This window comes from Bradyrhizobium sp. Y36, from assembly GCF_002531575.1.
GTDB lineage: Bacteria > Pseudomonadota > Alphaproteobacteria > Rhizobiales > Xanthobacteraceae > Bradyrhizobium.
Window position 1 is genome coordinate 1 of record NZ_NWTI01000016.1, and the last position, 25406, is coordinate 25406.

At 65.7% G+C, this 25406-nt stretch carries 24 protein-coding genes and 1 riboswitch; of the genes, 3 read left to right on the forward strand and 21 right to left on the reverse strand.

What is annotated here, in order from left to right:
* Positions 1-501: 501 nt before the first annotated feature.
* Positions 502-900, reverse strand: a complete 399-nt coding sequence (locus tag CO669_RS23870) for a MerR family transcriptional regulator (protein ID WP_158228787.1) — start codon at positions 898-900, stop codon at positions 502-504.
* Between the two features lie 85 nt (positions 901-985).
* Between CO669_RS23870 and CO669_RS23875 the strand changes: the two genes are divergently transcribed.
* Both CO669_RS23875 and CO669_RS23880 read left to right on the forward strand, forming a co-directional pair.
* Complete coding sequence (locus CO669_RS23875; protein ID WP_143278716.1) at positions 986-1426, forward strand: hypothetical protein; 441 nt, start codon at positions 986-988, stop codon at positions 1424-1426.
* On the forward strand, positions 1426-1650 hold the full coding sequence (locus CO669_RS23880; RefSeq protein WP_097662392.1) for a hypothetical protein: 225 nt from the start codon (positions 1426-1428) through the stop codon (positions 1648-1650). Before CO669_RS23875 ends, CO669_RS23880 begins: the two co-directional genes overlap by 1 nt.
* A gap of 91 nt (positions 1651-1741) precedes the next feature.
* Here CO669_RS23880 and CO669_RS23885 read toward each other — a convergent pair whose 3' ends face one another.
* The 9 genes from CO669_RS23885 to CO669_RS23925 form a co-directional block, all read right to left on the reverse strand.
* The gene (locus CO669_RS23885) at positions 1742-2323 is read right to left on the reverse strand and encodes a hypothetical protein (RefSeq protein ID WP_097662393.1); all 582 of its coding nucleotides are present in this window, start codon (positions 2321-2323) and stop codon (positions 1742-1744) included.
* 60 nt (positions 2324-2383) lie between these two features.
* Positions 2384-4615 carry a TonB-dependent receptor gene (locus CO669_RS23890; RefSeq protein ID WP_097662394.1) on the reverse strand — a complete coding sequence of 744 codons (2232 nt, stop codon included), beginning with the start codon at positions 4613-4615 and terminating at the stop codon, positions 2384-2386.
* Positions 4616-4729: 114 nt separating this feature from the next.
* Positions 4730-4942, reverse strand: a riboswitch (cobalamin riboswitch).
* Positions 4943-4971: 29 nt separating this feature from the next.
* On the reverse strand, positions 4972-5409 hold the full coding sequence (locus tag CO669_RS23895) for a response regulator (protein ID WP_097662395.1): 438 nt from the start codon (positions 5407-5409) through the stop codon (positions 4972-4974).
* Positions 5406-8699, reverse strand: a complete 3294-nt coding sequence (locus tag CO669_RS23900) for an ATP-binding protein (protein ID WP_097662396.1) — start codon at positions 8697-8699, stop codon at positions 5406-5408. The genes CO669_RS23895 and CO669_RS23900 overlap by 4 nt, the downstream gene beginning before the upstream one ends.
* 103 nt (positions 8700-8802) lie before the next feature.
* Positions 8803-9027 (reverse strand): hypothetical protein, encoded by a 225-nt coding sequence (locus CO669_RS23905; protein WP_097662397.1) that lies wholly within the window; start codon positions 9025-9027, stop codon positions 8803-8805.
* 89 nt (positions 9028-9116) lie between these two features.
* Entirely contained in the window at positions 9117-9368 is a 252-nt protein-coding gene (locus CO669_RS23910; RefSeq protein WP_245444458.1) for a hypothetical protein, read from the reverse strand.
* Positions 9369-9484: 116 nt separating this feature from the next.
* Positions 9485-9697 carry a hypothetical protein gene (locus CO669_RS23915; RefSeq protein WP_097662399.1) on the reverse strand — a complete coding sequence of 71 codons (213 nt, stop codon included), beginning with the start codon at positions 9695-9697 and terminating at the stop codon, positions 9485-9487.
* Positions 9698-9870: 173 nt separating this feature from the next.
* The gene (locus CO669_RS36115) at positions 9871-10047 is read right to left on the reverse strand and encodes a hypothetical protein (protein WP_198964232.1); all 177 of its coding nucleotides are present in this window, start codon (positions 10045-10047) and stop codon (positions 9871-9873) included.
* Positions 10048-10152: 105 nt separating this feature from the next.
* Positions 10153-11889, reverse strand: coding sequence for an adenylate/guanylate cyclase domain-containing protein (locus CO669_RS23925; protein WP_097662401.1), 1737 nt, complete (start codon positions 11887-11889; stop codon positions 10153-10155).
* Between the two features lie 317 nt (positions 11890-12206).
* On the opposite strand from CO669_RS23925, the gene CO669_RS23930 reads away from it, so the two are divergent.
* Positions 12207-14411 (forward strand): lytic transglycosylase domain-containing protein, encoded by a 2205-nt coding sequence (locus tag CO669_RS23930; protein ID WP_097662402.1) that lies wholly within the window; start codon positions 12207-12209, stop codon positions 14409-14411.
* A 119-nt stretch (positions 14412-14530) separates the two neighbouring features.
* Here CO669_RS23930 and CO669_RS23935 read toward each other — a convergent pair whose 3' ends face one another.
* From CO669_RS23935 to adh, 11 genes are all read right to left on the reverse strand, one after another.
* Positions 14531-15502 carry a tripartite tricarboxylate transporter substrate binding protein BugD gene (locus tag CO669_RS23935; RefSeq protein WP_097662403.1) on the reverse strand — a complete coding sequence of 324 codons (972 nt, stop codon included), beginning with the start codon at positions 15500-15502 and terminating at the stop codon, positions 14531-14533.
* A gap of 123 nt (positions 15503-15625) precedes the next feature.
* Positions 15626-16867, reverse strand: coding sequence for a threonine synthase (locus CO669_RS23940; RefSeq protein WP_097662404.1), 1242 nt, complete (start codon positions 16865-16867; stop codon positions 15626-15628).
* Between the two features lie 131 nt (positions 16868-16998).
* Positions 16999-18420 (reverse strand): dihydrolipoyl dehydrogenase, encoded by a 1422-nt coding sequence (lpdA, locus tag CO669_RS23945; protein WP_097662405.1) that lies wholly within the window; start codon positions 18418-18420, stop codon positions 16999-17001.
* 17 nt (positions 18421-18437) lie between these two features.
* Complete coding sequence (locus CO669_RS23950; RefSeq protein WP_097662406.1) at positions 18438-18674, reverse strand: hypothetical protein; 237 nt, start codon at positions 18672-18674, stop codon at positions 18438-18440.
* Between the two features lie 22 nt (positions 18675-18696).
* Positions 18697-20055 (reverse strand): pyruvate dehydrogenase complex dihydrolipoamide acetyltransferase, encoded by a 1359-nt coding sequence (locus CO669_RS23955; RefSeq protein ID WP_097662407.1) that lies wholly within the window; start codon positions 20053-20055, stop codon positions 18697-18699.
* 62 nt (positions 20056-20117) lie between these two features.
* Positions 20118-20570 (reverse strand): nucleoside deaminase, encoded by a 453-nt coding sequence (locus CO669_RS23960; protein WP_097662408.1) that lies wholly within the window; start codon positions 20568-20570, stop codon positions 20118-20120.
* Positions 20571-20572: 2 nt separating this feature from the next.
* Positions 20573-20875 carry a DUF5076 domain-containing protein gene (locus CO669_RS23965; protein WP_097662409.1) on the reverse strand — a complete coding sequence of 101 codons (303 nt, stop codon included), beginning with the start codon at positions 20873-20875 and terminating at the stop codon, positions 20573-20575.
* Positions 20872-21195 (reverse strand): hypothetical protein, encoded by a 324-nt coding sequence (locus CO669_RS23970; protein WP_097662410.1) that lies wholly within the window; start codon positions 21193-21195, stop codon positions 20872-20874. The genes CO669_RS23965 and CO669_RS23970 overlap by 4 nt, the downstream gene beginning before the upstream one ends.
* Positions 21196-21208: 13 nt before the next feature.
* Positions 21209-22591 carry a pyruvate dehydrogenase complex E1 component subunit beta gene (locus CO669_RS23975; protein WP_097662411.1) on the reverse strand — a complete coding sequence of 461 codons (1383 nt, stop codon included), beginning with the start codon at positions 22589-22591 and terminating at the stop codon, positions 21209-21211.
* Between the two features lie 29 nt (positions 22592-22620).
* Complete coding sequence (gene pdhA, locus CO669_RS23980) at positions 22621-23643, reverse strand: pyruvate dehydrogenase (acetyl-transferring) E1 component subunit alpha (RefSeq protein WP_097662412.1); 1023 nt, start codon at positions 23641-23643, stop codon at positions 22621-22623.
* 224 nt (positions 23644-23867) lie between these two features.
* Positions 23868-25385, reverse strand: a complete 1518-nt coding sequence (adh, locus tag CO669_RS23985; protein WP_097662413.1) for an aldehyde dehydrogenase — start codon at positions 25383-25385, stop codon at positions 23868-23870.
* Positions 25386-25406 lie beyond the last annotated feature (21 nt).

Below are 25406 nucleotides of genomic sequence, written 5' to 3' on the forward strand. Positions count from 1 at the left end.
CCCTGCGCGATGGTCGGACGGCTTATGCCGTGCTCTCCCGGGAGCCGAACTTTCCTTCTGGCCTCCCTCACCGTTCGAATTGACGATGCCGTCCACCCGGTCGGGCTCGCGCGCATCTTCGATCCGGCTTGACCGTAGCAACGACGGCCAGGACCACACGGTTTTGCCGTACGCACGGCCCGCCCTATCGCCGCAGTTTTCCCGGCCCTGTCGACGGAGCCGGAAACTTACACACGAGACGAAGCCTAGCAGCGTCGTTCGTCTGCACGCGGGGGTCGGGCTCACAGGGACTACCCGCCCTGCCCGTCCCATCTCGTGCCGACGCTGCCGCGTCCACCGCAAGCCCGGCTCGCAATTCGTGACGACGTACGATCGCCCCTCAAGGATGAGCCGGGATGGGCGACACATACGCCAAAACCGAATTTCGGTAAAGTGGAATATTTTTAGTGACATGGATTGACAGCGAGGCGACACAGGCGCGATCGCGCAGCCCGGATCGGCTCACGCAGCGCCGCATCCCGGCTGCAGGATCACGCAATCCGGCGCGGTGCTGCCGCAGCACGTCGTCTCGCAGCCGCTGACCAGGGAAGCAACTCTGGCCTCCAGCGCACGAAGCTCCGCGATCTTCTGCCTGATCGCGCCGAGATGCTTCTCGGCAAAACTCTTCGTGTCGCTGCAGGGCAGCCGCCGCTCGACTGATGCGAGGATGTCGCGCGTCTCGTCGATCGAGAAGTCGAGCGCGCGGCAATGCCTGATGAGGCTGAGCGCGTTGAGAGCCTCAACGCCATAGATGCGCTGGCCGCCCAGCCGCGCCGGCGGCGTCAGCAGACCGATGCTTTCGTAATAACGGATGGTGGGAACCGAGACGCCGGCGGCTTTGGCGAGGACGCCAATTCTCATGGAAGCTCTCACTTTTCGCTTGAACCTCAAGTGGCTTGAGGGCGTAGCGATCGTGTCCATGACGCACAAGCGCGAGGAGAATCACATGAGCGTTATCGGACCGTCCTGCAACCTGCCGTCCGAGACGGCGCCCGGATGCGGCTGCGCCGCCAAGGCCGCACCCGGTGGCGGCAAGGCCGCCGGCGCAGCACTCACGACCGCGGCGGTGGCTGCGGCCTGCACGGCATGCTGCGTGCTGCCCTTCACATTGCCTGCGGTCGTGCTGGCCAGTGCCGGGAGCGTGATCGCCGTGCTGGACCACGCGCATGGATTGTTGACGAAGCTGTCGATCGCCGTGGTGATCTGCTCCTGGGTCTGGATCGCGTGGCGATCGCGCAAGACCGGCGCGCGATTGCGATCGTCGGTGCTGGGCGTGATGTGCGCCGCGACCGTCCTGACGGCGACCGCCGCGCTGTGGCCGGTCATGGAGCCCGCCGTCTTCCACATGCTCGGAATTGCCAAGAAGCCAAAGCTGCCCGCGAGCTGATGGACAGCGTCACGATCTTCGGCCTGCTGTCGGTCAGCGCGATGCTGCTGTTCTACGCACTCGAGCCGCGCGGGCCGCATTACGTGCTGGCCTTCGCGGCGGCGTGCGCGCTCAGCGGAATCTACGGCTTGCTCCAGGGCGCCTGGCCGTTCGGCCTTGTCGAGACGGTCTGGACGCTGGTCGCGCTGCGGCGGTGGAGCAAGGTTCGGGCTTCAGTGCCGTAGCCCGGATGGAGCGCAGCGAAATCCGGGATCTTTGCCCCAAGCGGCAGGTGTCCCGGATTTCGCTGCGCTCCATCCGGGCTACAGGACCGGCTCAGGCCGACATCGCCCCCTTGCGGCCCAACGGGGCGAGCAGGCGGACGATCTCGCAGACGGCGACGAGGCCGGCGAGCCAGACGGCGCTGGTCAGGCCGATGCGGGTCACGATCGCGGCGGTGAAGGCGCCCTCGCCGCCAAGGAACGGCGTCGCGGCGAGCAGCGCGAGCTCGTAGATCCCGTAGGCGACGACGAGCGTGATCGCGAGCGCCAGCGGCGTGCGCCCCCGCGGCAGCAGGCCGAGCACCGTCGACGAGGCCGCGGTCGCCAGAAGCGCAGCTGCGCCGATGACGAAGCCCCAGGCGATGGTGCCGGCGTCGACGGGATAATGCAGCATGCCGAAACCAATGGTCTGGTTCACGAGCCAGGCGCCGGTGACGACGAGCAATGCCGGGCGGAGCCGCAGCATCGCCGCGGCCACCACGGCGAAGGCCGCAAACGGCGTGGCGCAGGCGAAAGCGAAGCTCGCGAGTGCGCATGATGCCGTCAGCAGCGCAAAGCCGAACATCGGCGCAAGGCGCGGCGCGACCGGGTGGAGGTGGAAACGGTGGTCGTCAGACGGCAGGATACCGAGCGCCATGAAAGATCTCCTTGTTTTCGAACTCTAATCCAATTGCGGGTTTGTGACAGCCCAGCGACGTCAGAACGTTGCGCCGGCCTTGAGCAGATAGCTGCGGCCAGGCAGCGGATAGGCGCTGAAGCGGCCGTCGGTGAAGGTGCTCGCGATGGCATAGTCGTAGTACAGCGCGTTCAGCACATTGTTGACGCTGAGGGACCAGAAGTAGCGCTCGACCTGGCCGCTGAGCTTGAGGTCGATCGTGCCGTTGGCGGGGATCGGCTTCTGGGTGCCTCCCTGGTCGTTGTCCATGCGCCGTTCGCTCCAGAAGCGCGCGGTGGCATCGAGCACCAGATAGTTCTGCCAGATATTCCAGGTGAGCCCGGCGCTTGCCGTGTAGCGCGAGACCAGCGGCACGTCGTTGCCGGCCCAGATGCCGTCGCGGAAGACCGCGCGTGTATAGGCCACGCCCGAGCGCAGCACCAGGGCGTCGTTGACGCGATAGGACAGGCTGGTCTCCGAGCCGTAGCGCCGGGTCGGATCGAGATTGGTGTTGTAGAACAGGACCGGATTGAAATGGACCTCGTTGGTGAGGTCCATCAGATAGAGACTGCTCTGCAGCTGCAGACCGCCGCCCTTGATGCGCAGACCGCTCTCCACATCCCAGGAGGTCTGGGTCTTGAGCTGGAAGGTTTGCGGGATCGATGCGAAGGTCAGGGGATCGAAGGAAGGCCCCGAGGACAACCGCTCGTCGACGTTGGGCGTGCGGAAGGCGCGCGCGGCGCGACCGAACAGCGAGACCACGTCATTGAGGCGATGCTCGGCGCCGAGATGCAGCGCGTATTGGGTTTCGTTGCTCGTCAGCGGCAGCGCGCCGATATCGGCGTTGAACGGCGCGGCCGGATCGAAATTGTCGCGTGCCGCGAGACTGACGTTCTGCACCCGCGCGCCATAGGAGATGTCGGTCGTCGGCGCCACGCCCAATGTGTGCTGAAAATAGCCTGCGACCGTCTGCTGCCTGAGGTCGTAATTGTGCCAGGGGGAAAGCCCCTGCCCGGCGCCGCGGTTCTGCTGAAAGCTGGCATCGTAATAGTCGATGCCGGTCAGGAGTTGCGAGGGCATGCCGAGCAAGAGGCTCTTCACGCTGAGCCGCGGCGTGATCGACCACGTCGTCAGATGGGAATCGACATAGGTCGAGGTGAAGAAGGCCGGCACCGGCATCGGGCTGGAGAAGAACGCGCTCTGCTGCTTCTTGTCGCGCACGCCGCCGTCGACGATGAGGTCGACGCCGTTGACCAGGGTCTTGGTGAAGCCCGCGGTTGCGCCATAACCCTGCTGGTGGGCATAGTTGAACGGCGTGCCGGTGCCTCGCCGATTGCTCGTGAGCTCGTCGAGACCGATGGAGGGATCGACGGTACGGCCGCCAGGCAGTCGCAGCTCCTGATTGTCGCCTGTGACGGTGAGAAACGCGGTCAGGCCCGGCGTGGTGTAGTTGAGATTGCCGACGCCATTGTGCTGGGAATAGCGATTGTTGTCGCGATAGCCGTCGGTGCTGACGGCATTGCCGTAGAACGAGGTCGACCACGGACCTGAATTGAGCGAGGTCGAGACGTTGCCGAGCCTGGTGTTGAACGAGCCGAAGCCGGCCTCGATGCGCGCGGTCACGGGCGGCCCGCCGACGCCGTTCCGGGTGACGATGTTGATCACGCCGCCGACCGCGTTGTCGCCGTACAGCACCGCGCCGGAATTGCCGCGCGTGATCTCGATCCGCTCGATGGAATTGAGCGGGATGGTGGAGAGGTCCACCTGCGCCATGTCGACGTCGTTCAGCCGCCGGCCGTTGACCAGCACCAGCGTGTTGGCGGTGGCAAAAGCGCCGAAGCCGCGCAAATCCACACCGGTCTTGGCGCCGATCTGGCCGCCATAGAACGTCGTGATCTGGGCTCCCGGCGTCTGCGCCGCGATGATCTCGGCAAGCGTCTGCGACGGCGAATGCGCGATATCGGCGGCGGTGATGACGGTCGTGGCGGCGCCGACGATGCCGCCATCGCCGGCGACAGAACCGGATCCGGACGAGCCGGCACGACGTCCTGCCGGCCTGACGGTCGCGGCTCCCGGCGGCCGCGCCGCATCGCCGTTTCCGGTCACCCTCGCCCGCGTGCGGCTCTGATCGGCCGGCTGGTTCACCTCGACCGGCGGCAATTGCTCGGCAAGGGCCTGCTGGGCGTAGGCGGCAGACAGGTTGAGCGAATGGAGGGAGACAGACGCGAACAGGCCGGCGCTGAGGCGCCAGGCGGCAGAGATGGGACGGGACACGGTTAAGGCCTCGGTATGACGTCAGTGGCACGTCACAGCGAACGAGGTTTCACGGCAGAGCGATGGATTGCTCCGGTGAAGCCAATGTCTGTACTCCCCGACCGACATCGTCGCGTGTGACCACGGCTGACGGCAGGTCTCCTGGCTCGCGGGTCGTGACCTCTACGTCGCCTTCCCAGGACCGAGATTCCCAGTGGCATGAGACGAAAGATTCACCGCTTACAGTTGCGGGGGCAGCCGTGGCATTGAGATAGGCCCCGATTGGGATATCCCGCACCACATTCCCTTTTGATCTCCGTGAGGAGAACCGTCGCCGATCATTTAGGGGCCAACGCACCGGCGAGTCAATCGAGCGGTCAGGCCAAGGAACAGCTCTGGTCGGACGGAAGCCCGCCGAGGGATGCATTTTGATTCCGCTCCGCGTGGGCCGACAGGGCCTGGCACAGCGCCGTCTCGAGATCCTGCTGCTGAAACGGCTTCTGCAGGATCGGAACGTGGCGGAAGTCCGCGAGCAGGCTCGCCGGGCCGTAACCGGTGGCGAACACGTAAGGGATGCCGCGCCCGGCGATGCAGCGCGCGACCTCGAAGGTCTGCCGCCCGTTGAGATTGACGTCGAGAACGGCAACGTCATACGAGAGCGCCGCCGCCTTCTCGAGCGCGTCATCGACGCGCGAGGCGATGCCCGCGACCTCGCAGCCGGCATCGACGAGGGAATCCTCGAGCAGCATCATCACCAGCGCCTCGTCTTCGACGACGAAGACCCGCTGACCCGCCAGATGGTTTTCAGGTTTCATGTGCTTCTCCCGGCATCAACGGTTGCAAGATCGAATCCGCCCAGACTGGCGCGGATTTCATGGAGCGGCGCGCGAATGACGCAAACGACGCCTCCCGGCGCGAAGCGCAGATCGACGTGAGCACCGCCGAATTCATGGGGCAGGCCTTGCTGGATCAGCCGCGTGCCGAAACCGCGGCGCGACGGCGGGATCACGGGGGGACCATCGCGCTCGGTCCAGCACAGCTCGAACTGGTCGTCGACCGTCCAGGCGAGATCGACGGCGCCCGCGCCGTTCGACAGCGCGCCGTGCTTGACGGCGTTGGTCGCGAGCTCGTGCAGCGCCATCGAGATGGCGAGCGCAGCCGATGGCCGCATGCGCAGATCCGGCCCGCCGATCGTGAGCCGCGTACTCTCCGGCCCGGCATGCGCGGCCAGGGCGTCCGACACGACCTCCCGGAGCTCCGCCGATTCCCAGTTTTCCCTGACCAGCACGTCGTGCGCCTTGGACAAGGCGATCAAGCGCGCGTCGAACGCCTTGCGTCCGTCGGCCAGGCTGGTCGCGTTGCGCAGGGTCTGCAGCGCGAAGGACTGTACGGTGGTCAGCGTGTTCTTGACGCGGTGATTGAGCTCGTTGACCAGGAGCTCGCGATGGCGCTCCTGCCGCTTGCGCTCGGTGATGTCGATGGCGGCGCAGACCGCGCCCTGGAACACACCGGCGGCGTCGACGATCGGAGAGGCCTCGAAGATCGCGGTGACCGAGGAGCCGTCGTCGAAGCAGAGCTCGAGCTCCTCCGCGGCGACCTCCTCGCCCCGGGCGGCGCGATGCAGCGGCAGCTCGGCCACGTCGACTTCGTGGCGATCGCGCAGCACGCGACAGGTAGGACGCTCCCCCTCGGGTCCCGACAGCGACATGTTGCCATCCGACCTGACCCGCAGCAGTCGCGCGCCATAGGCGTTGCCGAACACGTGCTTCGCCTCGCGGTCATAGGTGAACCAGACCGCGGTCGGCACGGTGCCGACGACGGCTTCCAGCCGCGCCGCCTGGCGGCGCTGGATCTCCTCGGCATCCCGGCGAATCCGCGCCAGCTGCAGATTGGCGCGCACCCGCGCCAGCAATTCGCGCGCCGAGAACGGCTTGTTGACATAGTCGTCTGCGCCGGCTTCCAGACCCTCGACGCGCGCCTCCTCGCCGGCGCGCGCCGACAGCAGTATCACCGGCGATCCGCGCAAACGCTCGTCGCTGCGTAACGCGCCGAGCAGCCCGATGCCGTCGAGGCGAGGCATCATCACGTCGGACAGGATGAGGTCGGGACGACGAAGCCTGGCGGCCTCCAATGCGCCCTGCCCGTCGGCGAAGGATTCGACCCTGTAGCCCTGGGCTTCGAGCAGACGCGTGACGTAGTCGCGCAGGTCGGCGTTGTCGTCGGCGAGGATGATGCGCTCGCCGCCGCCACGCGTCGAGGCGTCCGGCGTGTCGCTCGGCCCTTCGAGAGCGACCTCGTCGCGAAGATCGGTGGTGCCCGCCTGCTGCGGCAACCAGCGCAGCGCCTCCTGCACATAGGCCTCGGCGCCGCTTCCAGCCGGCAGCTCCGTCGAAACGCGGTCGGCAACCCGTTCCGCCGGCAGATGCGCCAGTCCGAACGGGATCGTGACGGTGAAGACACTGCCGCGGCCGAACTCGCTTTCGACGGCGATGGTGCCGCCGTGCTGCTTGATCAGCTCGTGCACCAGCGCAAGCCCGATGCCGCTGCCCTCGAACGTGCGTCCCTTGGCGCCCTCGATGCGGTGAAAGCGCTCGAACACGTGTGGCAATTCGTCGGCGGGAATGCCGGTGCCGGTGTCGCGCACGCGCAGCTCGGCGAACTTGCCGTCGGCGCTGGCGCCCATCTCGACCGCGATCTCGCCTTCGAAGGTGAACTTGAAGGCATTGGAGATCAGGTTGAGGACGATCTTCTCCCACATCTCGCGATCGACATGGACGTCGTGCGGCAGCGCCGGACAGGCAATGCTCAATCGCAATCCGGCCCGGTCGGTTGCCGAGCGGAAGTTCGAGGCGAGCTCGGCGGTGAAGCCGGCCAGATCGGTCGGAACGAAGCTCGCCCGCACCCGCCCCGCCTCGATGCGGGAGAAGTCCAGCAGGCTGTTCACCAGCCGCAACAGGCGGAGCGAATTGCGATGCGCAATGTCGAGCCGCTCGCGCTGCACGTCAGGCAGCGCCGCCTGCGAGGAGTCGTTGAGCGCGTCTTCGATCGGTCCCAGCATCAGCGTCAGCGGCGTACGGAACTCGTGGCTGATGTTGGAGAAGAATGTCGTCTTGGCACGGTCGATCTCCGCCAGCGCCTCGGCGCGGCGGCGCTCCTCCTCATAGGCCTGCGCATTGGCGAGGCTGGCGCCGATCTCGCCGGCCGCAAGCTCGAGAAAATTGCGATAGTCGTCGTCGAACAGCCGAAACGGGTTGAGACCGGCAACCAGCACGCCCTTGCGCGCCGTCTCGCCCCGGGCCGGAATGGGGATCACCGCCGCCTGACGCGGCGCCACGTCCCACGCGCCGCGTGGACATTCGGCGCCGAAGCGCGCGGCGAGATGCGAGACCACCTGCGGCTTCTGTTCGCGAATGACCTCGGCCAGCGGCCAGAGCGCGGGCCCCTCCAGCGGTAGGCGCGCCAGCGCGGCGGGATGGTCGCCATCAAAGCCCGTCGTGCCGACGAGAGCGATATCGCGTCCGTCGGGCTCGACCAGATAGATCAGCGCGAACGGCAGGTCGCGCGCGTCGGTCGCGAGTGCGAGGCTGGCGCGACGGCAGGCGTCCCCGAGGGCTCGCGTGTCGGCGGTCGTGGCCGCGAGCTCGCGCAACAGCCCAAGCTGGCGGTCGCCGACGACGCGGCGCGTATCGTCGGTGTTGGCGCAGATGATGCCGCCGGCGAACCCCTCGTCGTCGGGGATCGGGCTGTAGGAGAAGGTGTAATAGGTCTCCTCGGGATAGCCGCTGCGCTCCATGATCAGGAGCTGCTCCTCGACATAGGTGCCCTCGTCGCCTCCCATCGCGGTCGCGAGCATCGGGCCGATGTCGGGCCAGATCTCGCGCCAGACTTCCGCGGTCGGCCGACCGAGCGCCCAAGGGTGCTTGCCGCCGATGATCGACTTGTAGGCGTCGTTATAGAGATAGATCAGTTCACGCCCCCAGCCGATCCAGATCGGCTGGCGCGAGGTCAGCATGATGCGGACGGCGGTCTTGAGACTGCGCGGCCATGTGTGCGGCTGGCCGAGCGGCGTGCTGGTCCAGTCATGGGTGCGCATGCGTGCACCCATCTCTCCACCGCCTGACAGGAAATCCGCGGGAGCCCTCGCCGTGGTTCGCTCGACAGCGCTGTTCACATCAGGCTCCGACACGCGCGGGGCGCGCACGCAATTGTCACTGGGCGGAAGGCCTTTCCGAACCGGTCTTGATCACCGCCCTTTCGCCGGCATCGACGAGCTGGCCGATGCCAGTGCGTCCCGCGAGCGCGCAGCGGATGATGCTTTCAGCGACCGACCGGCGGAAACCGTGATCTTCACCCGCGGGACGATTGCGGCAGATCCGGTCCAGCGCCAGCTTCATGTTGATCCGCGTCCGCGTGTCGAAATGCTCGCCGATCATGGGTCGGGCCCCTCACGTGAATATCCCGGCACAAACGCCCGAAGGGCGACCAAGTTCCATGCGGGGAAACCGAACGAGCCGGGTCATGCTCAGGTCCGCCCCCGGACCCTCTGCGCCTGGGCCCAGGCGACGGCGACGTCACTCGGCGGAACGTCGACGCGCTTGATCGGGGTCAGCTCACCGGAGGCCGAGACGATCGCGGTCTCCTCGCGGCGGCAGCGCGTGCAGACGAAGCGGACCTCGTGCGGGGACGCCGACCAGTTCGACCGCTTCACGTTGGCCGCCATCGGCCAGGCATCGCAATGCGAGCACGACACCAGAAACCGACCCGGATCGAGCATACCCATTTCCATCGGACTCCGCGTCCTGCCGCCTGCTTCAATGATTCATCCAAGTGAATCGTTCCGGTGCCCCGGCACCGCCGGTTCCGATCCCTGCGAGGCGCACGGCGCTGTGCTCAGCGCGCGCCCTTGAGGGTGCAGGAGGTGCTGCAGGTGACCGTGGTGCCGCGATCGCAGGATTTGCAGGCGTTGACGCACTGGTTCAAGTCGCGGGGATTGTAGCCGTAGTTCCGCATCGGACAGGCCGGCGTCGTCGAGCCGGTGATGTCCTGCTCCTGATCGCAGGCCGCGGTCATGAGCGCGATGATGATCACGACGACGAGGCGCATGGGATTGCCCTGTCAGGCTTGGCAGTGACTCTCGCGAGGCGCGCTGCATTGCAGCGAACCCCGGCCTTCCCACCACAGGCTTCGCCGATCAGCGACGCCCGCGTGCCAACAGGATGCGCGCCAAATCTTAAGAACGGATTGCAGCCGGCGTCAGGCCGCGGACTCGATCGGCGTCAGGCCGCGGCCCTGGTCGCGATCGCCTGCCGCATGTCCACCGCCAACTGACGGTACTGCTCCGAAAGCTTCAGATAGAACTCGCGCTTGGTGCTCTCGATGGCGAGCTTGGCGATCAGCTCGCATTCGGCGGTGAGCGTCTCGAACCGTTCCAGCCTGTCCTGAAGTTCTGGCATCGGCGTGTCCCCATCAAACGCCTCAAGGACAACCAGCCTAAGCCCGGGAAATAGGTCACGGCGAACATCGTTATCGAGTAGAATCAATTATTCCCGGACGGCAGCCTATTTGCTGTCGAACCGCCATGCGCCGTCCCATCCCGCGTCCGGCGGGCTTGCCTCGAACTGCGCGATGCGGCCGAGCATCGTGCGCGAGGGGCCGTCGCCCGGAACGGCTTCGAGCGCCGCGCTGAAGCCGGCGCGCGCCGCATCGAAGCGCCGGGCGCGATAGGCGGCGAGCGCCTCGGCGTAGCGTGCGCGCAAGGTGTCCTGCGCATCGGTGAGCATGCCCGCCCTTGCCATGACCTCGAAGATCCCCTGCGTCGCGCTCTGGCCCGCGACCGCCAGCCGATCGATCTCGCGCAGCTCGAGCCGCGATCCGATCGACTCGGCCGTCGCCTGCGAGATCAGGATGCGGGTGCCGTAGACCTTGTTGACCGCCTCGAGCCGCGAGGCGAGGTTCACCGCATCGCCCATCACGGTGAAGCTCATCATCAGCTCGGAGCCGATGCTGCCGGTCAGGACTTCTCCCGTGGCGATGCCGATCCGCAAATCGCACGGCGCCGGCATGGCGCGGATGCCGAGCAGGTCGGGCAGCTGGCGCTGCAGCGCGGGCACCTGGTCGGCCATCTCGGTCGCCGCGATGCCGGCAAGGAGCGCCTGCTCGTCCTCCTCGACGAAGGGCGGGCCCCAATAGGACATGATGGCATCGCCGATATACTTGTCGATGATGCCGCGATTGTTCCTGATGGGCGCGGACATGACCGTGAAGTAGTGGTTCATCACCCTGACGAGGCCGCGCGGCGTCATGCCCTCGCTCATCGAGGTGAAGCCGCTCATGTCGCAGAACATGATGGTCATGACCCGGCGCTCGCCGTCGATCGCGACCTCCGGCCGGTCGATCAGCCCCTGCACCACCTTGGGATCGATGTAGCGGCCGAAGGTCTCGCGGATGCGCTCATTGTGCCTGAGCTGCTCGGTCATACGGTTGAAGGCCGCGGCGAGCTCGCCGATCTCGTCCTGGGTGGAGACGGTGATGGTCTTGTCGAAGCGGCCCGCCTCGACCTCGCGCGTGCCGGCGAGCAGCAGCCGCACCGGGCGCGTGATGCCGCTGGACACCAGCAGCGCAAAGGCAAAGCCGACGATGGCCGCGAGCAACGTCACGACACCGGAAACGACGATGGCCTGATGCTGGCGGCTGATCACCTGCGACGTCGAGAAGAAGACCTGGGTCAGCATGTCGGCGCGGATCGCATCGACCTTTCGGTTGAACGCATCGCGCAGGGCGTCGAGCTGTTCCAGCGTGACGCGGGCCTCGGTCATGTCCTTGGCCTCGACCTGCTTGACCAGTTTGGCGTTACCTTCGTCCAGATTGCGGCGCAGCTCGGTGACGGCGCTTTCGATGCGGACGTCGAGCCGGGCCAGCGCGGCATTGTCGGAATAGGTCCTGGGATCGTCGATGATCGCGTTGATGAGCTTGCGCGCGGCCTCGGCCTCCTCCTCGAACTTGCGGTCCAGGGCCTCGAAGTCGCGAAGCCGCGCCGCATAGGCCTCCTCGTCCGACGACGCGCCCATCCGGGTCATGACCATCCGCCGCAGCGCCAACGCCCGCTCCAGCGAGCGGATATTGGCGCGGGCCAGATGGCTATAGGCCGGGATGTAGCGGTTGGTCAGCTCGTCCAGGAGGACGCCGACCTGGCTGGACATCACCATCGACAGGATCGAGGTGACCAGCATCAGGACGATCAATCCGAGGGCGATGCCGACGATCTTGCGCCGGATCGACTGGTTGAAAATCGGCATGGGTGCGGGGCAAAGGCTGGAAGGACGGAGTGCGGGAACTGCATACACCGGATGGGCGGCGGGAACACGCGCAATCTGGTTCCTCCTGACGCCCGGAACCGGCCCGGCCGTCGTGCGGGTCCAGATCGTTAACGAAGGTTAAGCGGACTGCCCTTTGCGGCAGTCCCGAAGTTCCGCCATTGCATCCGTATTTTGCCGCATTGTTGCGACAGCGTCAGGAATGCGAAACGGTGCCGTGGCATCGTCGATGCCTTGATTCTCAAGCCGCATGTCGTCGCGGACCTTGGTTTGTAGTGGTTTCGCAGGGGGACCATGGAATGAACCAGTGCCTACGCTCGCTCGCGTGTGTCGTTGCCGTGGCCGCATTGGCCCTCATTCCCACCGAGCTGGCAGCGAAGAGCAGTCACAAATCGTCCGCGCCGAAGAAGTCGCACGAGGCGAAAGCCGGCAAGCTGCGTCACGCCGCCGCCGGCAAGGCGCGCCATGTCAAGCAAGCAAATGGCAAGCATGCCGAGGCCAAGCGCAAGTCGAAGACGCAAGGCGACGAGCCCGCGGACACGCCGGCAGCGCCGGCGCTCACCGGCGACCTTGCCGTGCTGAAGGACGCGATCGATCTCGCACGCAAGGGCAAGACGGAGGACGCAAGCGCCGCGCGCGACCGCATTGCCGACCCCGCCGGGCAGAAGCTCGCCGACTGGTTCATGCTGCGCCATTCCGAGAGCACGGCGAATTTCAAGCGCTACGCCGCCTTTCTCGCCGCCAATCCGGACTGGCCGAGCCGCACCTTGCTCCGCCGCCGCGCCGAGGCGCGGCTGTGGCAGGAGAAGAGCGACGCCGCCACCGTGCACAAATTCACCATGGACCGCCCGATCAGCGCCAAGGGCAAGTTCGCGCTCGCCCGTGTGCTGCTGGCTGAGGGCGATGCCGACCGGGCCGCGCGCCTCGTGCGCGAGGCCTGGCGCACGGACGAATTGTCTGAGCGCAGCGAGGAGGATTCCTACGAAGCGTTCCGCGATCTCTTGACCGCCGACGATCATCGCGCCCGCATGGACAGGCGGCTCGGCGCCAAGGACTACGGGGCTGCGCGGCGCGCTGCGAAACGGCTCGGCGAGGATGAGCTTGCGATCGTCAAGGCCTGCGCCGCCGTGACCGGCAAGGCGACCAAGGCCAAGGACTATCTCGACGACGTCGCCACGGATGCCCGCCGCGATCTCGGCTATGTGCTATGCCGCGCGCAGTGGCATCTCCAGAACGACCGCATCGATGATGCCGCCACGGTGATCCTGGCCGCTGCCCCCGAGACCATGGCCGCACAGGACACCGACGCCTGGTGGCGCGAGCGGCGCCTGCTGGCGCGCAAGCTGCTCGACCAGGGCAAGTCCAGAACCGCCTATGACGTGGTGCGCACTGCCGCGGTGCCCGAGAAGGAAGTCTATCGGGTCGACTACCACTTCATGTGCGGCTGGATCGCGCTGCGCTATCTCGACGATCCCAAGGCGGCGATGGTGCACTTCGCCGCCATCGACGAAGGCTCGGCCAATCCGATCGCGCTGTCGCGCGCGCATTACTGGCGCGGCCGGGCCGCCGAGGCCATGGGCGCGATGGCCGATGCGCGCATGAGCTACCGGGCGGCCTCGCGCTATCCGACCGCCTATTACGGCCAGCTGGCGCGTGCAAGGCTCGGCCTCGACCGTATCGAGCTGCGTCCGCCCTCGCCCGTGCTGGCCGCCGCCGAAACGCCGCCCGCGGACGAGCGGGTGCGTGCCGCCGACATGCTCTACGGCATCGGCGAGCGCGACACGGTGTTTTATTACGCCGAGGATTTCGCCAAGGAGAGCACCGACGTCGCCGCCCTCGAAGCGCTCGGCGAGCTCGCCGGGCAGCGCAACGACGCGCGCGTGATGCTGGAGGTCGGCAAGTCGGCGCTGGCGCGCGGGCTCGCGCTCGACCATTACGCCTTCCCGACCATCGGCATTCCCGAGCACAAGCAGGTCGCCCCCGCGATCGAGACCAGCGTGATCTATTCGGTGGCACGCACCGAAAGCTCGTTCGACCAGCGCGACAAGTCGCCCGCCAACGCCGTCGGCCTGATGCAAGTGACGCCGGAAGCCGGACGCGACACCGCCAAACGGTTCGGCCTGACTTACGATTGGGACAAGATGGTCTCCGATCCCGTCTACAACACGCAGATGGGCGCGGCCGAGCTCAGCGCGCTGCTGTCCGAATATCGCGGCAACCAGATCATGACCTTCGCCGGCTACAATGCCGGCCGCGGCCGCGTGCGCGAATGGGTGCAGGCGCGCGGCGATCCCAGGGATCCCAACGTCGACCCGGTCGACTGGGTCGAGCGCATCCCGCTGTCGGAGACGCGCAACTACGTGCAGCGCGTGATCGAGAACGTGCTGGTCTACCGCGCGCGGTTCGACGGCAGCGGCATGGTCGCCGGCAAGAGCGACGAGCGCGTGGTGACGAAGGACGCCAGCGCGAAGGCAACGCCGGTGGGATTGACGGGGACGGAGTAGCCAGGTTCGAGCGTCGCGTCGGAGGGCGGATTAGCGCAGCGTAATCCGCCTCCTCAGTTTCCGCGGAAAGAGGCGCTGGCGGATTACGCCTTCGGCTAATCCGCCCTACGAAGCTATCCTCAATCCACCTTGATGTTCGCGGCCTTGATGATCGGCCACCATTTTTCGATCTCGGCCTTTTGCCGCGCGCCGAGCGCTTCGGGCGTGAGCTGATCCTTCGGCGTCATCTCCAGGCCCTGGCCTTCGAGTTGCTTCCTCACCGCAGGATCGTTCAGCGCCTCGACGGCTGCGGCGTTGAGCTTGGCCACGATCTCCTTCGGCGTGCCCTTCGGCACCCACATGCCCGACCACAGCGTCATGTTGAAGCCCTTCAGGCCCGTCTCCTCCGCGGTCGGGATGTCGGACGCCGAGGCGAGGCGCTTGCTGTCGGTGATGGCGTAGGCGCGGATGGTGCCGGCGCGGACCTGGGCGATCGAGTTGGAGGTCTGGTCAACGATGACGTCGATCTGACCGGCGATGAGATCGTTCAGCGCCGGCGCGGTGCCGCGATACGGCACGTATTGCAGCTTGATGCCGGTGACGCTCTCGAAATAGACGCCGGCAATGTGGCTGCCGGAACCGGCGCCGGCGGTGCCCGCCGTCGGCGGCGACGGCCGCGACTTCAGCCATTCGATCAGCTCCTTCAGCGAGGTCGCGGGGACCGCGGTCTTGCTGACGACGATCATCGGGTTGCTCGGCAGCAGCACCACGGGTTCGAGGTCAGTGACGAGGTCGTATTTGAGCTTGTAGACGGCCCCGTTGGCGACGTGGGTGCCGAGATGACCAAACGAGATGGTGTAGCCGTCCGGCGGGGACTGCACGGCTCGGCCGACGCCGATCGAGCCGCCGGCGCCGGTGACGTTCTCGACCACGAGAGGCTGGCCGAGCGCAGTGCGCATCCGCTCGGCGAGCACGCGCGCCATTGCGTCCGACGGTCCGCCGGCCGAGAACGGCACGATGATGGTGATGGGATGGGAGGGATAGTCATCGGCGCGCGCGGCGCCGGTCACAGCGAGAACAGCAATCAGCGCAGCCCAGACGGCCTTCGTCATTGTCTTCTCCCCAGCGATGTCATTGTTGTTCTTGTCTCTTCCCGCGTACGGGAAGAGGGATTGTTCGTGAAGAGACGAAATGACGCGCCCGCGTGATCGTTGCGCTCCGCCGCAGGGTCTCGCTTAGAACTGCGAATAGTCGATCGGCTTGTGGCGATCGAGCGTGCGGGTGACCGGCGGCAGCGGATATTTCAGGCCGGTGGCGCAGTTGAACAGCATGACGCGGTCGCTCTTCGCGACGCGGCCGTCGGCAAGGCTCTCCTTGTAGGCGGCATAGGTCGCGGCGCCCTCGGGACACAGCAAGAGCCCCTCCTCGCGTGCGACCTCGTTCAGCGCCGCCGAGATCTTGTCGTCATCGACGGCGATCGCAAACCCCTTGCTCTCGCGCACCGCGCGCAGGATGAGAAAATCGCCGATCGCCTGCGGCACGCGGATGCCCGACGCGATGGTGTGGGCGTCCTCCCAGCGCGTGGCGTGCTCGGTACCGGCATCATAGGCCCGCACCATCGGCGCGCAGCCCGAGGCCTGCACCGCGACCATGCGCGGGCGCTTGCTTCCGATGAAGCCGATCTTCTCGAGCTCGTCGAACGCCTTCCACATGCCGATCAGGCCGGTGCCGCCGCCGGTCGGATAGAAGATCACGTCGGGCACGTCCCAATCGAGCTGCTCGGCGAGCTCCAGGCCCATCGTCTTCTTGCCTTCGATGCGGTACGGCTCCTTCAGAGTCGAAGTGTCGAACCAGCCGACTTTTGCTTTTCCTTCGCCGACGATCTTGCCGCAATCGTCGATATAGCCATTGACGCGGTAGACGGTCGCGCCCTGCAGCTCGATCTCGCTGACATTCACCTCGGGCGTATCGGCCGGACAGAAGATCGTGGTCTTGATGCCGCAGGACGTGGCGTAGGCCGCGAGCGCCGCGCCGGCATTGCCGTTGGTCGGCATCGCCATGTGCTTGATGCCGAGCGCCTTGCCCATCGATACCGCCATGACGAGGCCCCGCGCCTTGAACGAGCCGGTCGGCAGGCGGCCTTCATCCTTCACGATGATCTCACCGCCACCGAGCTTCTTGCCCAGCTTCGGCAGCCGGATCAGCGGCGTCGTGACTTCGCCGAGCGAGACGATGTCCCGGCATTTGCGCACCGGCAGCAGCTCGCGGTAGCGCCACATGTCGGTGGGGCGTTCCTTGAGCGCATCCTTGGTCAGCGCCTTCTTCACGCCGGCGAGATCGTAGCGCACCAAGAGCGGCTTGCCGGCCTTGGAGAGATTGTGGACCTGGTCGGCGGCGTAATGATCGCCCTCCATCGCGCATTCGAGATGGGTGACGAAGGTCGGGCGTTCGATGGTGAGATTGTCGTTGTCGTGCATGGCTCGCTTCTTTCTTCTTCCTTGTTGCCAGTTTCTTGCCTCCGTCATTGCCGGGCTTGACCCGGCAATCCATCTCACGAAGAGCGCTTCGATGGATGGATGCGCGGGTCAAGCCCGCGCATGACGAGCGGTCAAATATTCAACACCCGTCCATAAGCATCCAGCACAGCTTCCTTCATCATCTCCGACAGGGTCGGATGCGGGAACACCGTGTGCATCAGCTCTTCTTCGGTCGTCTCCAAATTCATGGCAACGACATAGCCCTGGATCAGCTCGGTCACTTCGGCGCCGACCATGTGGGCCCCCAATAGCTGTCCGGTCTTCTTGTCGAAGATGACCTTGACGAGGCCCTGGTCCTCGCCGAGCGCGATCGCCTTGCCGTTGCCGACGAAGGGGAAGCGGCCGACGCGGATCTCGCGGCCGCTCTCTTTCGCCTTGGCCTCGGTGAGGCCGACGGAGGCGACCTGCGGGTGGCAATAGGTGCAGCCCGGGATCATGTTCTTGTCCATGGGATGCGGATGCAGGCCCTTGATGGCCTCGACGCAGATCACGCCTTCATGCTCGGCCTTGTGCGCGAGCATGGGGGGACCGGCAACGTCACCGATGGCATAGATGCCGGGAATGTTGGTCTTGCCGTAGCCGTCGATGACGATACAGCCGCGGTCGGTTTTGACACCAAGCTTCTCGAGGCCGAGATTCTCGATATTGCCGACGACACCCACGGCCGAGATCACGCGCTCGAATTCGGTCGTGACGGGTTTGCCCTTGCCGTCGTCGATGGTGGCGACGACGCTGTCGGCCTTCTTCTCGAGCTTGGTCACCTTGGTCGAGGACATGATCTTGATGCCCTGCTTCTCCAGGCGCTTGCGCGCAAGGCCGGCGATCTCGGCGTCCTCGACGGGCAGGATCTGTGGCAACACCTCGACGACCGTGACCTCCGAACCCATGGTGTGGAAGAACGAGGCGAACTCGATGCCGATCGCACCCGAGCCGACCACCAGCAGCGACTTCGGCATCCGCTCCGGCACCATCGCTTCAAAGTAGGTCCAGACCAGCTTCTTGTCGGGCTCGAGCCCGGGCAGCACACGCGGCCGCGCGCCGGTCGCGACGATGATGTGCTTGGCCTGATAGGTCCCCTCGCCCAGCGCGCCCTTCGGGCCCTCGACGTCGGACTTCTTCACGGTGACCTTGCCGGGCGCGTCGATCGAAGCCGCGCCCCAGATCACGCTGACCTTGTTCTTCTTCATCAGGAAGCCGACGCCGTCGTTCAGCCGCTTCGAGACGCCGCGCGAGCGCTGCACCACGGCCTTCGGGTCGAACGAGACCTTCTCCGCCGACAGGCCGTAATCCCCGGCGTGCTGCATGTAATGGTAGATTTCGGCCGAGCGCAGCAGCGCCTTGGTCGGGATGCAGCCCCAGTTCAGGCAGATACCGCCGAGATACGACTTCTCGACGATCGCGACCTTGAAGCCGAGCTGCGCGGCGCGGATGGCGGTGACATAGCCGCCGGGACCGGAGCCGATGATGATGATGTCGAAGGACGTGTCGGCCATGGCGGCTCCCATTCAAGTCACGTGGATGCACCGCGGGCGCGGCGCTTGACCAGAAAAGATCTCACCAGCCATTCGAACACCACCACCAGGCCTAGGACGGCCAGCGCGGCGAGCACGATAGGCTGAGCGATGTTCCGTGCCAGTTGCTCTCCGGCAAAGAACGCAGAGTGAAGAAAGTCGAGCCCAATCGGGTTGAGCGCGACGACGGCGCCGAGCAGTAGCGATATCCATGGCCAGCGGGTACGGACATGCAAGGTTGCCCCCTTTGCCGCCGCGTCAGACCATCATCATCACAGGGTTTTCGATCAGCTGCTTGAAGGCGCCGATCAGCTCTGCCCCTAGCGCGCCGTCGATGGCGCGGTGATCGCAGGACAGGGTCACGCTCATCATGTGCGCGATCTCGATCTTGCCGCCGCGCACGACGGGCCGCTCCTCGCTGGTGCCGACCGCGAGGATGGTCGCATGCGGCGGATTGATCACGGCGGTGAAGTGGCTGATGCCGTACATGCCGAGGTTGGAGACCGCGGTGGTGCCGCCCTGATACTCTTCCGGCTTCAGCTTGCGCGAACGGGCGCGCGCGGCAAAATCCTTCATCTCGTTGGAGATGGTGGAGAGCGTCTTGGTCTCCGCTTTCCGGATGATCGGGGTGATCAGGCCGCCGGGCATTGCGACGGCAACGCCGACGTCGGAATGATGGTGCTTGACCATGCCGCTCTCGGTCCAGCTGACGTTGCAGTTCGGGATCTTCTGCAGCGCCACCGCCATCGCCTTGATGACGAAGTCGTTGACCGAGATCTTGTAAAGCGGCTTCTTCTCCTTGTCCTTCGGCGCGGCCGCGTTGATCTCCTCGCGCGCAGCGAGCAGCTTGCCGATGTCGCAGTCGATGGTCAGGTAGAAGTGCGGGACGTTCTGGATCGATGCGGTCAGGCGCTGCGCGATCGTGCGGCGCATGCCGTCATGCGGGACGATGTCGTAGGAGCCCGGCTCGAACAGCGACAGGATCTGCTTGTCCGACATGGTCGGCGCGATCGAGGGCGCACCGGACGGTGCTGCGGCGGGCGCCTTGAGACCCTTGCCGGACTTGGCCTGTTCGACGTCGCGCGCAACCACGCGGCCGTGCGGGCCGGTGCCAGTCACCATCGACACATCGATGCCGGCCTCCTTGGCCAGACGCCGCGCCAGCGGCGAGGAAAACACGCGGCCGCCATGACCGTTGGCCTGTGCGGCCGACGCTGCAGCCTGCGGGGCCGGTGCAGCGGCAGGCGGCGGTGCAGCCTTGGGCGCGGCCGGTGCAGGCGCTGGCGCTGCGGCGGGGGCCTCAGCGGGCTTCTCGGCCTTCGGCGGCGCAGCCGAAGCGCTGGGCTTGGCGCTGCCTGCAGCCTTCACGTCCTCGCCCTCGCCGGCGAGCACCGCGATCACGTCGTTGACCGGGACGTCCTGCGTGCCCTCGGGCACGAGGATCTTGGCGATCGTGCCCTCGTCGATGGCCTCGACCTCCATGGTGGCCTTGTCGGTCTCGATCTCGGCGATGACGTCGCCGGATTTGACCTTGTCGCCTTCCTTCTTCAGCCATTTGGCGAGGTTGCCCTTCTCCATCGTCGGCGAGAGAGCGGGCATCAGGATGTTGATGGGCATGCTGACCTCAAGAAGAACTTTGCAAAAATCCGCCTTCGACAGCGAAGACGAACAGACCAGGTTTAGTTGCCGATGTCGCCTTGCCAGAGGCGCTCATTGGCAGGGACGGAACGCCAATTCTTCATCATGGTGATGGAGCGGTCGTCGGCAAGGTCGATCCAGGGGATGCCGAACTTGTCGAGGATGTCCTTGGACCCCTCGAAGGTGACGGACTCTCCGATCACCACGAGCTTGACCTTGAACAGCGAGAGCGCGCCCGCGCACATCGCGCATGGCGACAGCGTGGTGTACATGACGGTGTCGTGGAACGAGATCGCGCCGGCTTCGCGCAGGCAGCTCATCTCGCCGTGCAGGATCGGATTGTTCTCCTGCACGCGGTTGTTGTGGCCGCGGGCGATGATCTTGTTGTCGCGCGTCAGCACGGCGCCGATCGGCAGGCCGCCTTGCGCGATCGAGGCCTCGGCTTCGCGGATCGCCTCCAGCATGAGATCGTAATGGTGCGCTTCGACGGCCACGGTCAGTGTCCCTTCCCGCGCGGCGTCGTGGTGCCGGTGTCGGTCGGACGCTCGATCTCGGCCTGGAACATCTCCAGGATCCGGTTCAGCGCGTCCTCTTCCGTGTATTCGCTCTCGCGCGCATAGGCGCGCGCGGCATGGCGGGCGAGATCGACCAGCAGCAAGCCCCACATGTCGGGCTCCTCGAAGGCCCGCTGGAACGCCATCGACAGCCCGCCGTCCAGCACGAACACGCGCAGGATTTCGACCGCGTCGTCGCGGGCGAGGACGTCGGGCGGCAGTGGCTGCTCCTTCGGGCCACTCATTGAGATGATTCCGATGTGTCCTGAAGGACAAGAACCTTCCCGTCCAACTCTACTCCAATTGCTCGTTTCAGCATGGACCGCAGAACCAAGAAGCCGACGGCTAAGAATACCAAATCCAGAACCAGCGGCTGGAAGATCATGGCATTGACGACGGCAGAAGCGGTGGTCGCAAACTCCGGATAACCCAGCATTCGCGACACGATCGCCAGCAACAACATCAATGGAAACTCAACCACCATGAACGCGAGCGGAATCAGAACTGTGAAAGCCAAAGCTGCCAATATCCAGCGCCAGTAGATATACCAGGTCAGCTTGTACATGGTGCGCCTGACTCTACCTGTAGCAGACGGCTTTGGCAGCCTCGACGACTTCAGCCGCCGAGGGCAGCGCGAGCTTCTCCAGGTTGGCCGCATAGGGCATCGGCACGTCCTTGCCGGAGACGCGCGCAACTGGCGCGTCCAGATAGTCGAAGGCGTTCTCCATGATGCGCGCGGCGATCTCGGCGCCGACGCCGCTCTGGGCCCAGCCCTCTTCCACCGTGACGGCGCGGCCGGTCTTCTTGACGGAGTTGATGATGGTCTCGGTGTCCATCGGGCGCAGCGTGCGCAGGTCGATCACCTCGGCCTCGATGCCGTCCTTGGCGAGCTCGTCGGCGGCCTTCAGCGCATAGGTCATGCCGTTCGACCACGAGATGATGGTGACGTGGCTGCCGGAACGCACGATCCGCGCCTTGCCGATCGGGATGATGAAATCATCGAGCTTCGGCACTTCGCCGGTGTGACCGTAGAGCACTTCGTTCTCGAGGAAGATCACCGGATTGGGATCGCGGATCGCGGCCTTGAGCAGGCCCTTGTAGTCGGCGGCCGAGAACGGCGCGACGACCTTGAGGCCCGGAACGTTCGAGTACCAGGCCGAATAATCCTGGCTGTGCTGGGCGGCGACGCGGGCTGCCGCGCCGTTCGGCCCGCGGAACACGATCGAGCAGCCCATCTGGCCGCCGGACATGTAGAGCGTCTTGGCGGCGGAGTTGATGATCTGGTCGATCGCCTGCATGGCGAAGTTGAAGGTCATGAACTCGACGATCGGCTTGAGGCCCGTCATGGCGGCGCCGACGCCGACGCCGGCAAAGCCGTGCTCGGTGATCGGGGTGTCGATCACGCGCTTGGCGCCGAACTCCTGGAGCAACCCTTGCGTCACCTTGTAGGCGCCCTGATATTCGGCGACCTCTTCGCCCATCACGAAGACGTCGGGGTCGCGGCGCATCTCTTCGGCCATGGCATCGCGCAAGGCTTCGCGGATGGTCTGCGTCACCATCTCGGTTCCGGCAGGCACTTCCGGATCAGGCTCGGCGACAGCTTGCGGCGCTGGCGCAGCCTTGGGCGCGGGTGCCTCGCTCTTCGCGGCGGCGGGCGGCGCCGACTCCGCGGCCTTCGCGGTCGGCGCTGGTGCCTTGGCAAGATCGGCAGCGCTCTCGCCGTCGGCGAGAATGGTCGCGATCGGCGTGTTCACCGCGACGTCGGCGGTGCCCTCGGGGATCAGGATCTTGCCGAGCGTACCCTCGTCGGTCGCCTCGACCTCCATGGTCGCCTTGTCGGTTTGGATCTCGGCGATCACGTCACCCGACTTGATCGTCTCGCCCTCTTTCTTCAGCCATTTGGCGAGGTTGCCCTTCTCCATCGTGGGCGACAACGCGGGCATCAGCACTTGAATTGGCATATCGACTCCAAAAGAAAGCTTGCGCGCGTTCAGCGGTAAACGTCGGTCCAGAGCTCGGCGGCATCCGGCTCGGGATCATGCTGGGCGAAATCGGCGGACGCGTTGACGATGTCGCGCACCTCGGCGTCGATCGCCTTCAGATCGGCCTCGCTGACCTTGGCGGCCAGAAGGCGGTTGCGCACCTGCTCGATCGGGTCCTGGTCGTGGCGAACCTTCTCGACCTCCTCGCGCGTGCGATATTTTGCAGGGTCGGACATCGAGTGGCCGCGGTAGCGGTAGGTCTGCATCTCCAGGATGAAGGGACCCTTGCCGGCGCGGCACCAGGCGACGGCCTCGTCGCCGGCGGCCTTGACGGCGCGCACGTCCATGCCGTCGACCTGCTTGCCGGGGATGTTGAAGGACACGCCGCGCTTGGAGAAATCCTGCTGCGCCGAGGCGCGCGAGACCGCGGTGCCCATGGCATAGCGGTTGTTCTCGATGACGTAGATCACCGGCAGCTTCCAGAGCTCCGCCATGTTGAAGCTCTCGTAGACCTGGCCCTGGTTGGCCGCGCCGTCGCCGAAATAGGTGACGCTGACATTGTCGTTGCCGCGATAGTTGTTGGCGAAGGCGAGACCGGTGCCGAGCGAGACCTGGGCGCCGACGATGCCGTGACCGCCGTAGAAGTGCTTCTCCTTGCTGAACATGTGCATGGAGCCGCCCTTGCCCTTGGAATAGCCTCCGCGGCGGCCCGTGAGCTCGGCCATGACGCCGTTGGCGTCCATGCCGGTGGCGAGCATGTGGCCGTGATCGCGATAGCCGGTGATGACCTGATCGCCCTGCTTCAGGGCCATCTGCATGCCGACCACCACGGCCTCCTGGCCGATATAGAGATGGCAGAAGCCGCCGATCGCGCCCATGCCATAGAGCTGGCCGGCCTTTTCCTCGAACCGCCGGATCAGGAGCATGTCGCGGAGCGCCTTGAGCTCCTGCTCCCTGGTGAATTCCGGGGGCGAACCGCCGTCGGTCTTGTCCTGTGGAGTGCTTGCGGCGGCTTTCTTGGGTGCGGCCATAGGAATTCCGGGTCAGAGAAAACTTTCGCCCTCTCTAACCCAAGTCAAACACCATTGGAAAGCACCACTACGGCCTGCCACGACTTTCATTATGCCGCAGTGCAACGTGGTCGAAATATTGGAAAATCTTTGGCGCTGATCGGGCAACAAACCTAACGCCGCACGGACCGGCTCCCCTTTGCCGGAACGAGCGGCGCCAAAACAGCGCCGCCCGCTCTGCCCGATCAGAAGAAGCCGAGCTTCTTCGGGCTGTAGCTGACCAGGAGATTCTTGGTCTGCTGATAATGATCGAGCATCATCTTGTGGGTCTCGCGACCGACGCCCGACTGCTTGTAGCCGCCGAACGCGGCATGGGCGGGATAGGCATGGTAGCAGTTGGTCCAGACACGGCCGGCCTGGATCGCCCGGCCGAAGCGGTAGCAGCGGTTGGCATCGCGGCTCCAGACGCCGGCCCCGAGGCCGTAGAGCGTGTCGTTGGCGATCTCGAGCGCTTCGTCATCGGTCTTGAAGGTCGTGACCGAGACCACGGGCCCGAAGATCTCCTCCTGGAAGATCCGCATCTTGTTGTGCCCCTCGAACACGGTCGGCTTGACGTAGAAGCCGCCGGCGAGATCGCCCCCGAGCTCGGCACGTCCGCCGCCCGCGAGCACCTTGGCGCCCTCCTGCTTGCCGATGTCGATGTAGGACAGGATCTTCGCCAGCTGCTCGCCGGAGGCCTGCGCACCGATCATGGTGGTGGCATCGCGGGGGTCGCCCTGCTTGATCGCCGCGACGCGCTTCAGCGCCCGCTCCATGAAGCGGTCATAGATATCGGCGTGGACCAGCGCCCGGCTCGGACAGGTGCAGACCTCGCCCTGGTTCAGCGCGAACATGACGAAGCCTTCGATCGCCTTGTCGAAGAAGTCGTCGTCCTCGGCGGTGACGTCGTTGAAGAAGATGTTGGGCGACTTGCCGCCGAGTTCCAGCGTGACGGGGATGAGGTTCTGGCTGGCGTACTGCATGATCAGCCGGCCCGTCGTGGTCTCGCCGGTGAAGGCGATCTTGGCGATGCGCGGGCTCGAGGCCAGCGGCTTGCCGGCCTCGAGGCCAAAACCGTTGACGATGTTGAGGACGCCGGGGGGCAGGATGTCGGCGATGATCTCGGCCCAGACCATGATCGAGGCCGGGGTCTGCTCGGCGGGCTTCAGCACCACGCAATTGCCGGCGGCGAGCGCAGGCGCAAGCTTCCAGCAGGCCATCAGCAGCGGGAAGTTCCAGGGGATGATCTGACCGACAACGCCGAGCGGCTCGTGGAAATGATAGGCGATGGTGTCGTGGTCGATCTCGCCGATCGAGCCTTCCTGGGCGCGCACGACGCCGGCGAAGTAGCGGAAATGATCAATGGCGAGCGGGATGTCGGCGGCGCGGGTCTCGCGGATCGGCTTGCCATTGTCCCAGGTCTCGGCAATCGCGAGGCGCTCCAGGTTCTCCTCCATGCGATCGGCGATCCGGTTCAGGACCGCGGCGCGCTCGGCGACGCTGGTGCGGCCCCAGGCGCCTTTGGCGGCATGCGCCGCGTCGAGGGCCAGTTCGACGTCCTGCGCGTCCGAGCGCGCGATCTTGCAGACGATCTGGCCGTTCACCGGCGAGGCGTTGTCGAAATATTTGCCCGAGATCGGCGCGACGAATCTGCCGCCGATGAAATTGTCATAGCGTTCGGCAAAGGGAACTTTGGTGACGCTGAGGAATTCCACCTTGTTCATTGATCACTCCCGATGTTTGCT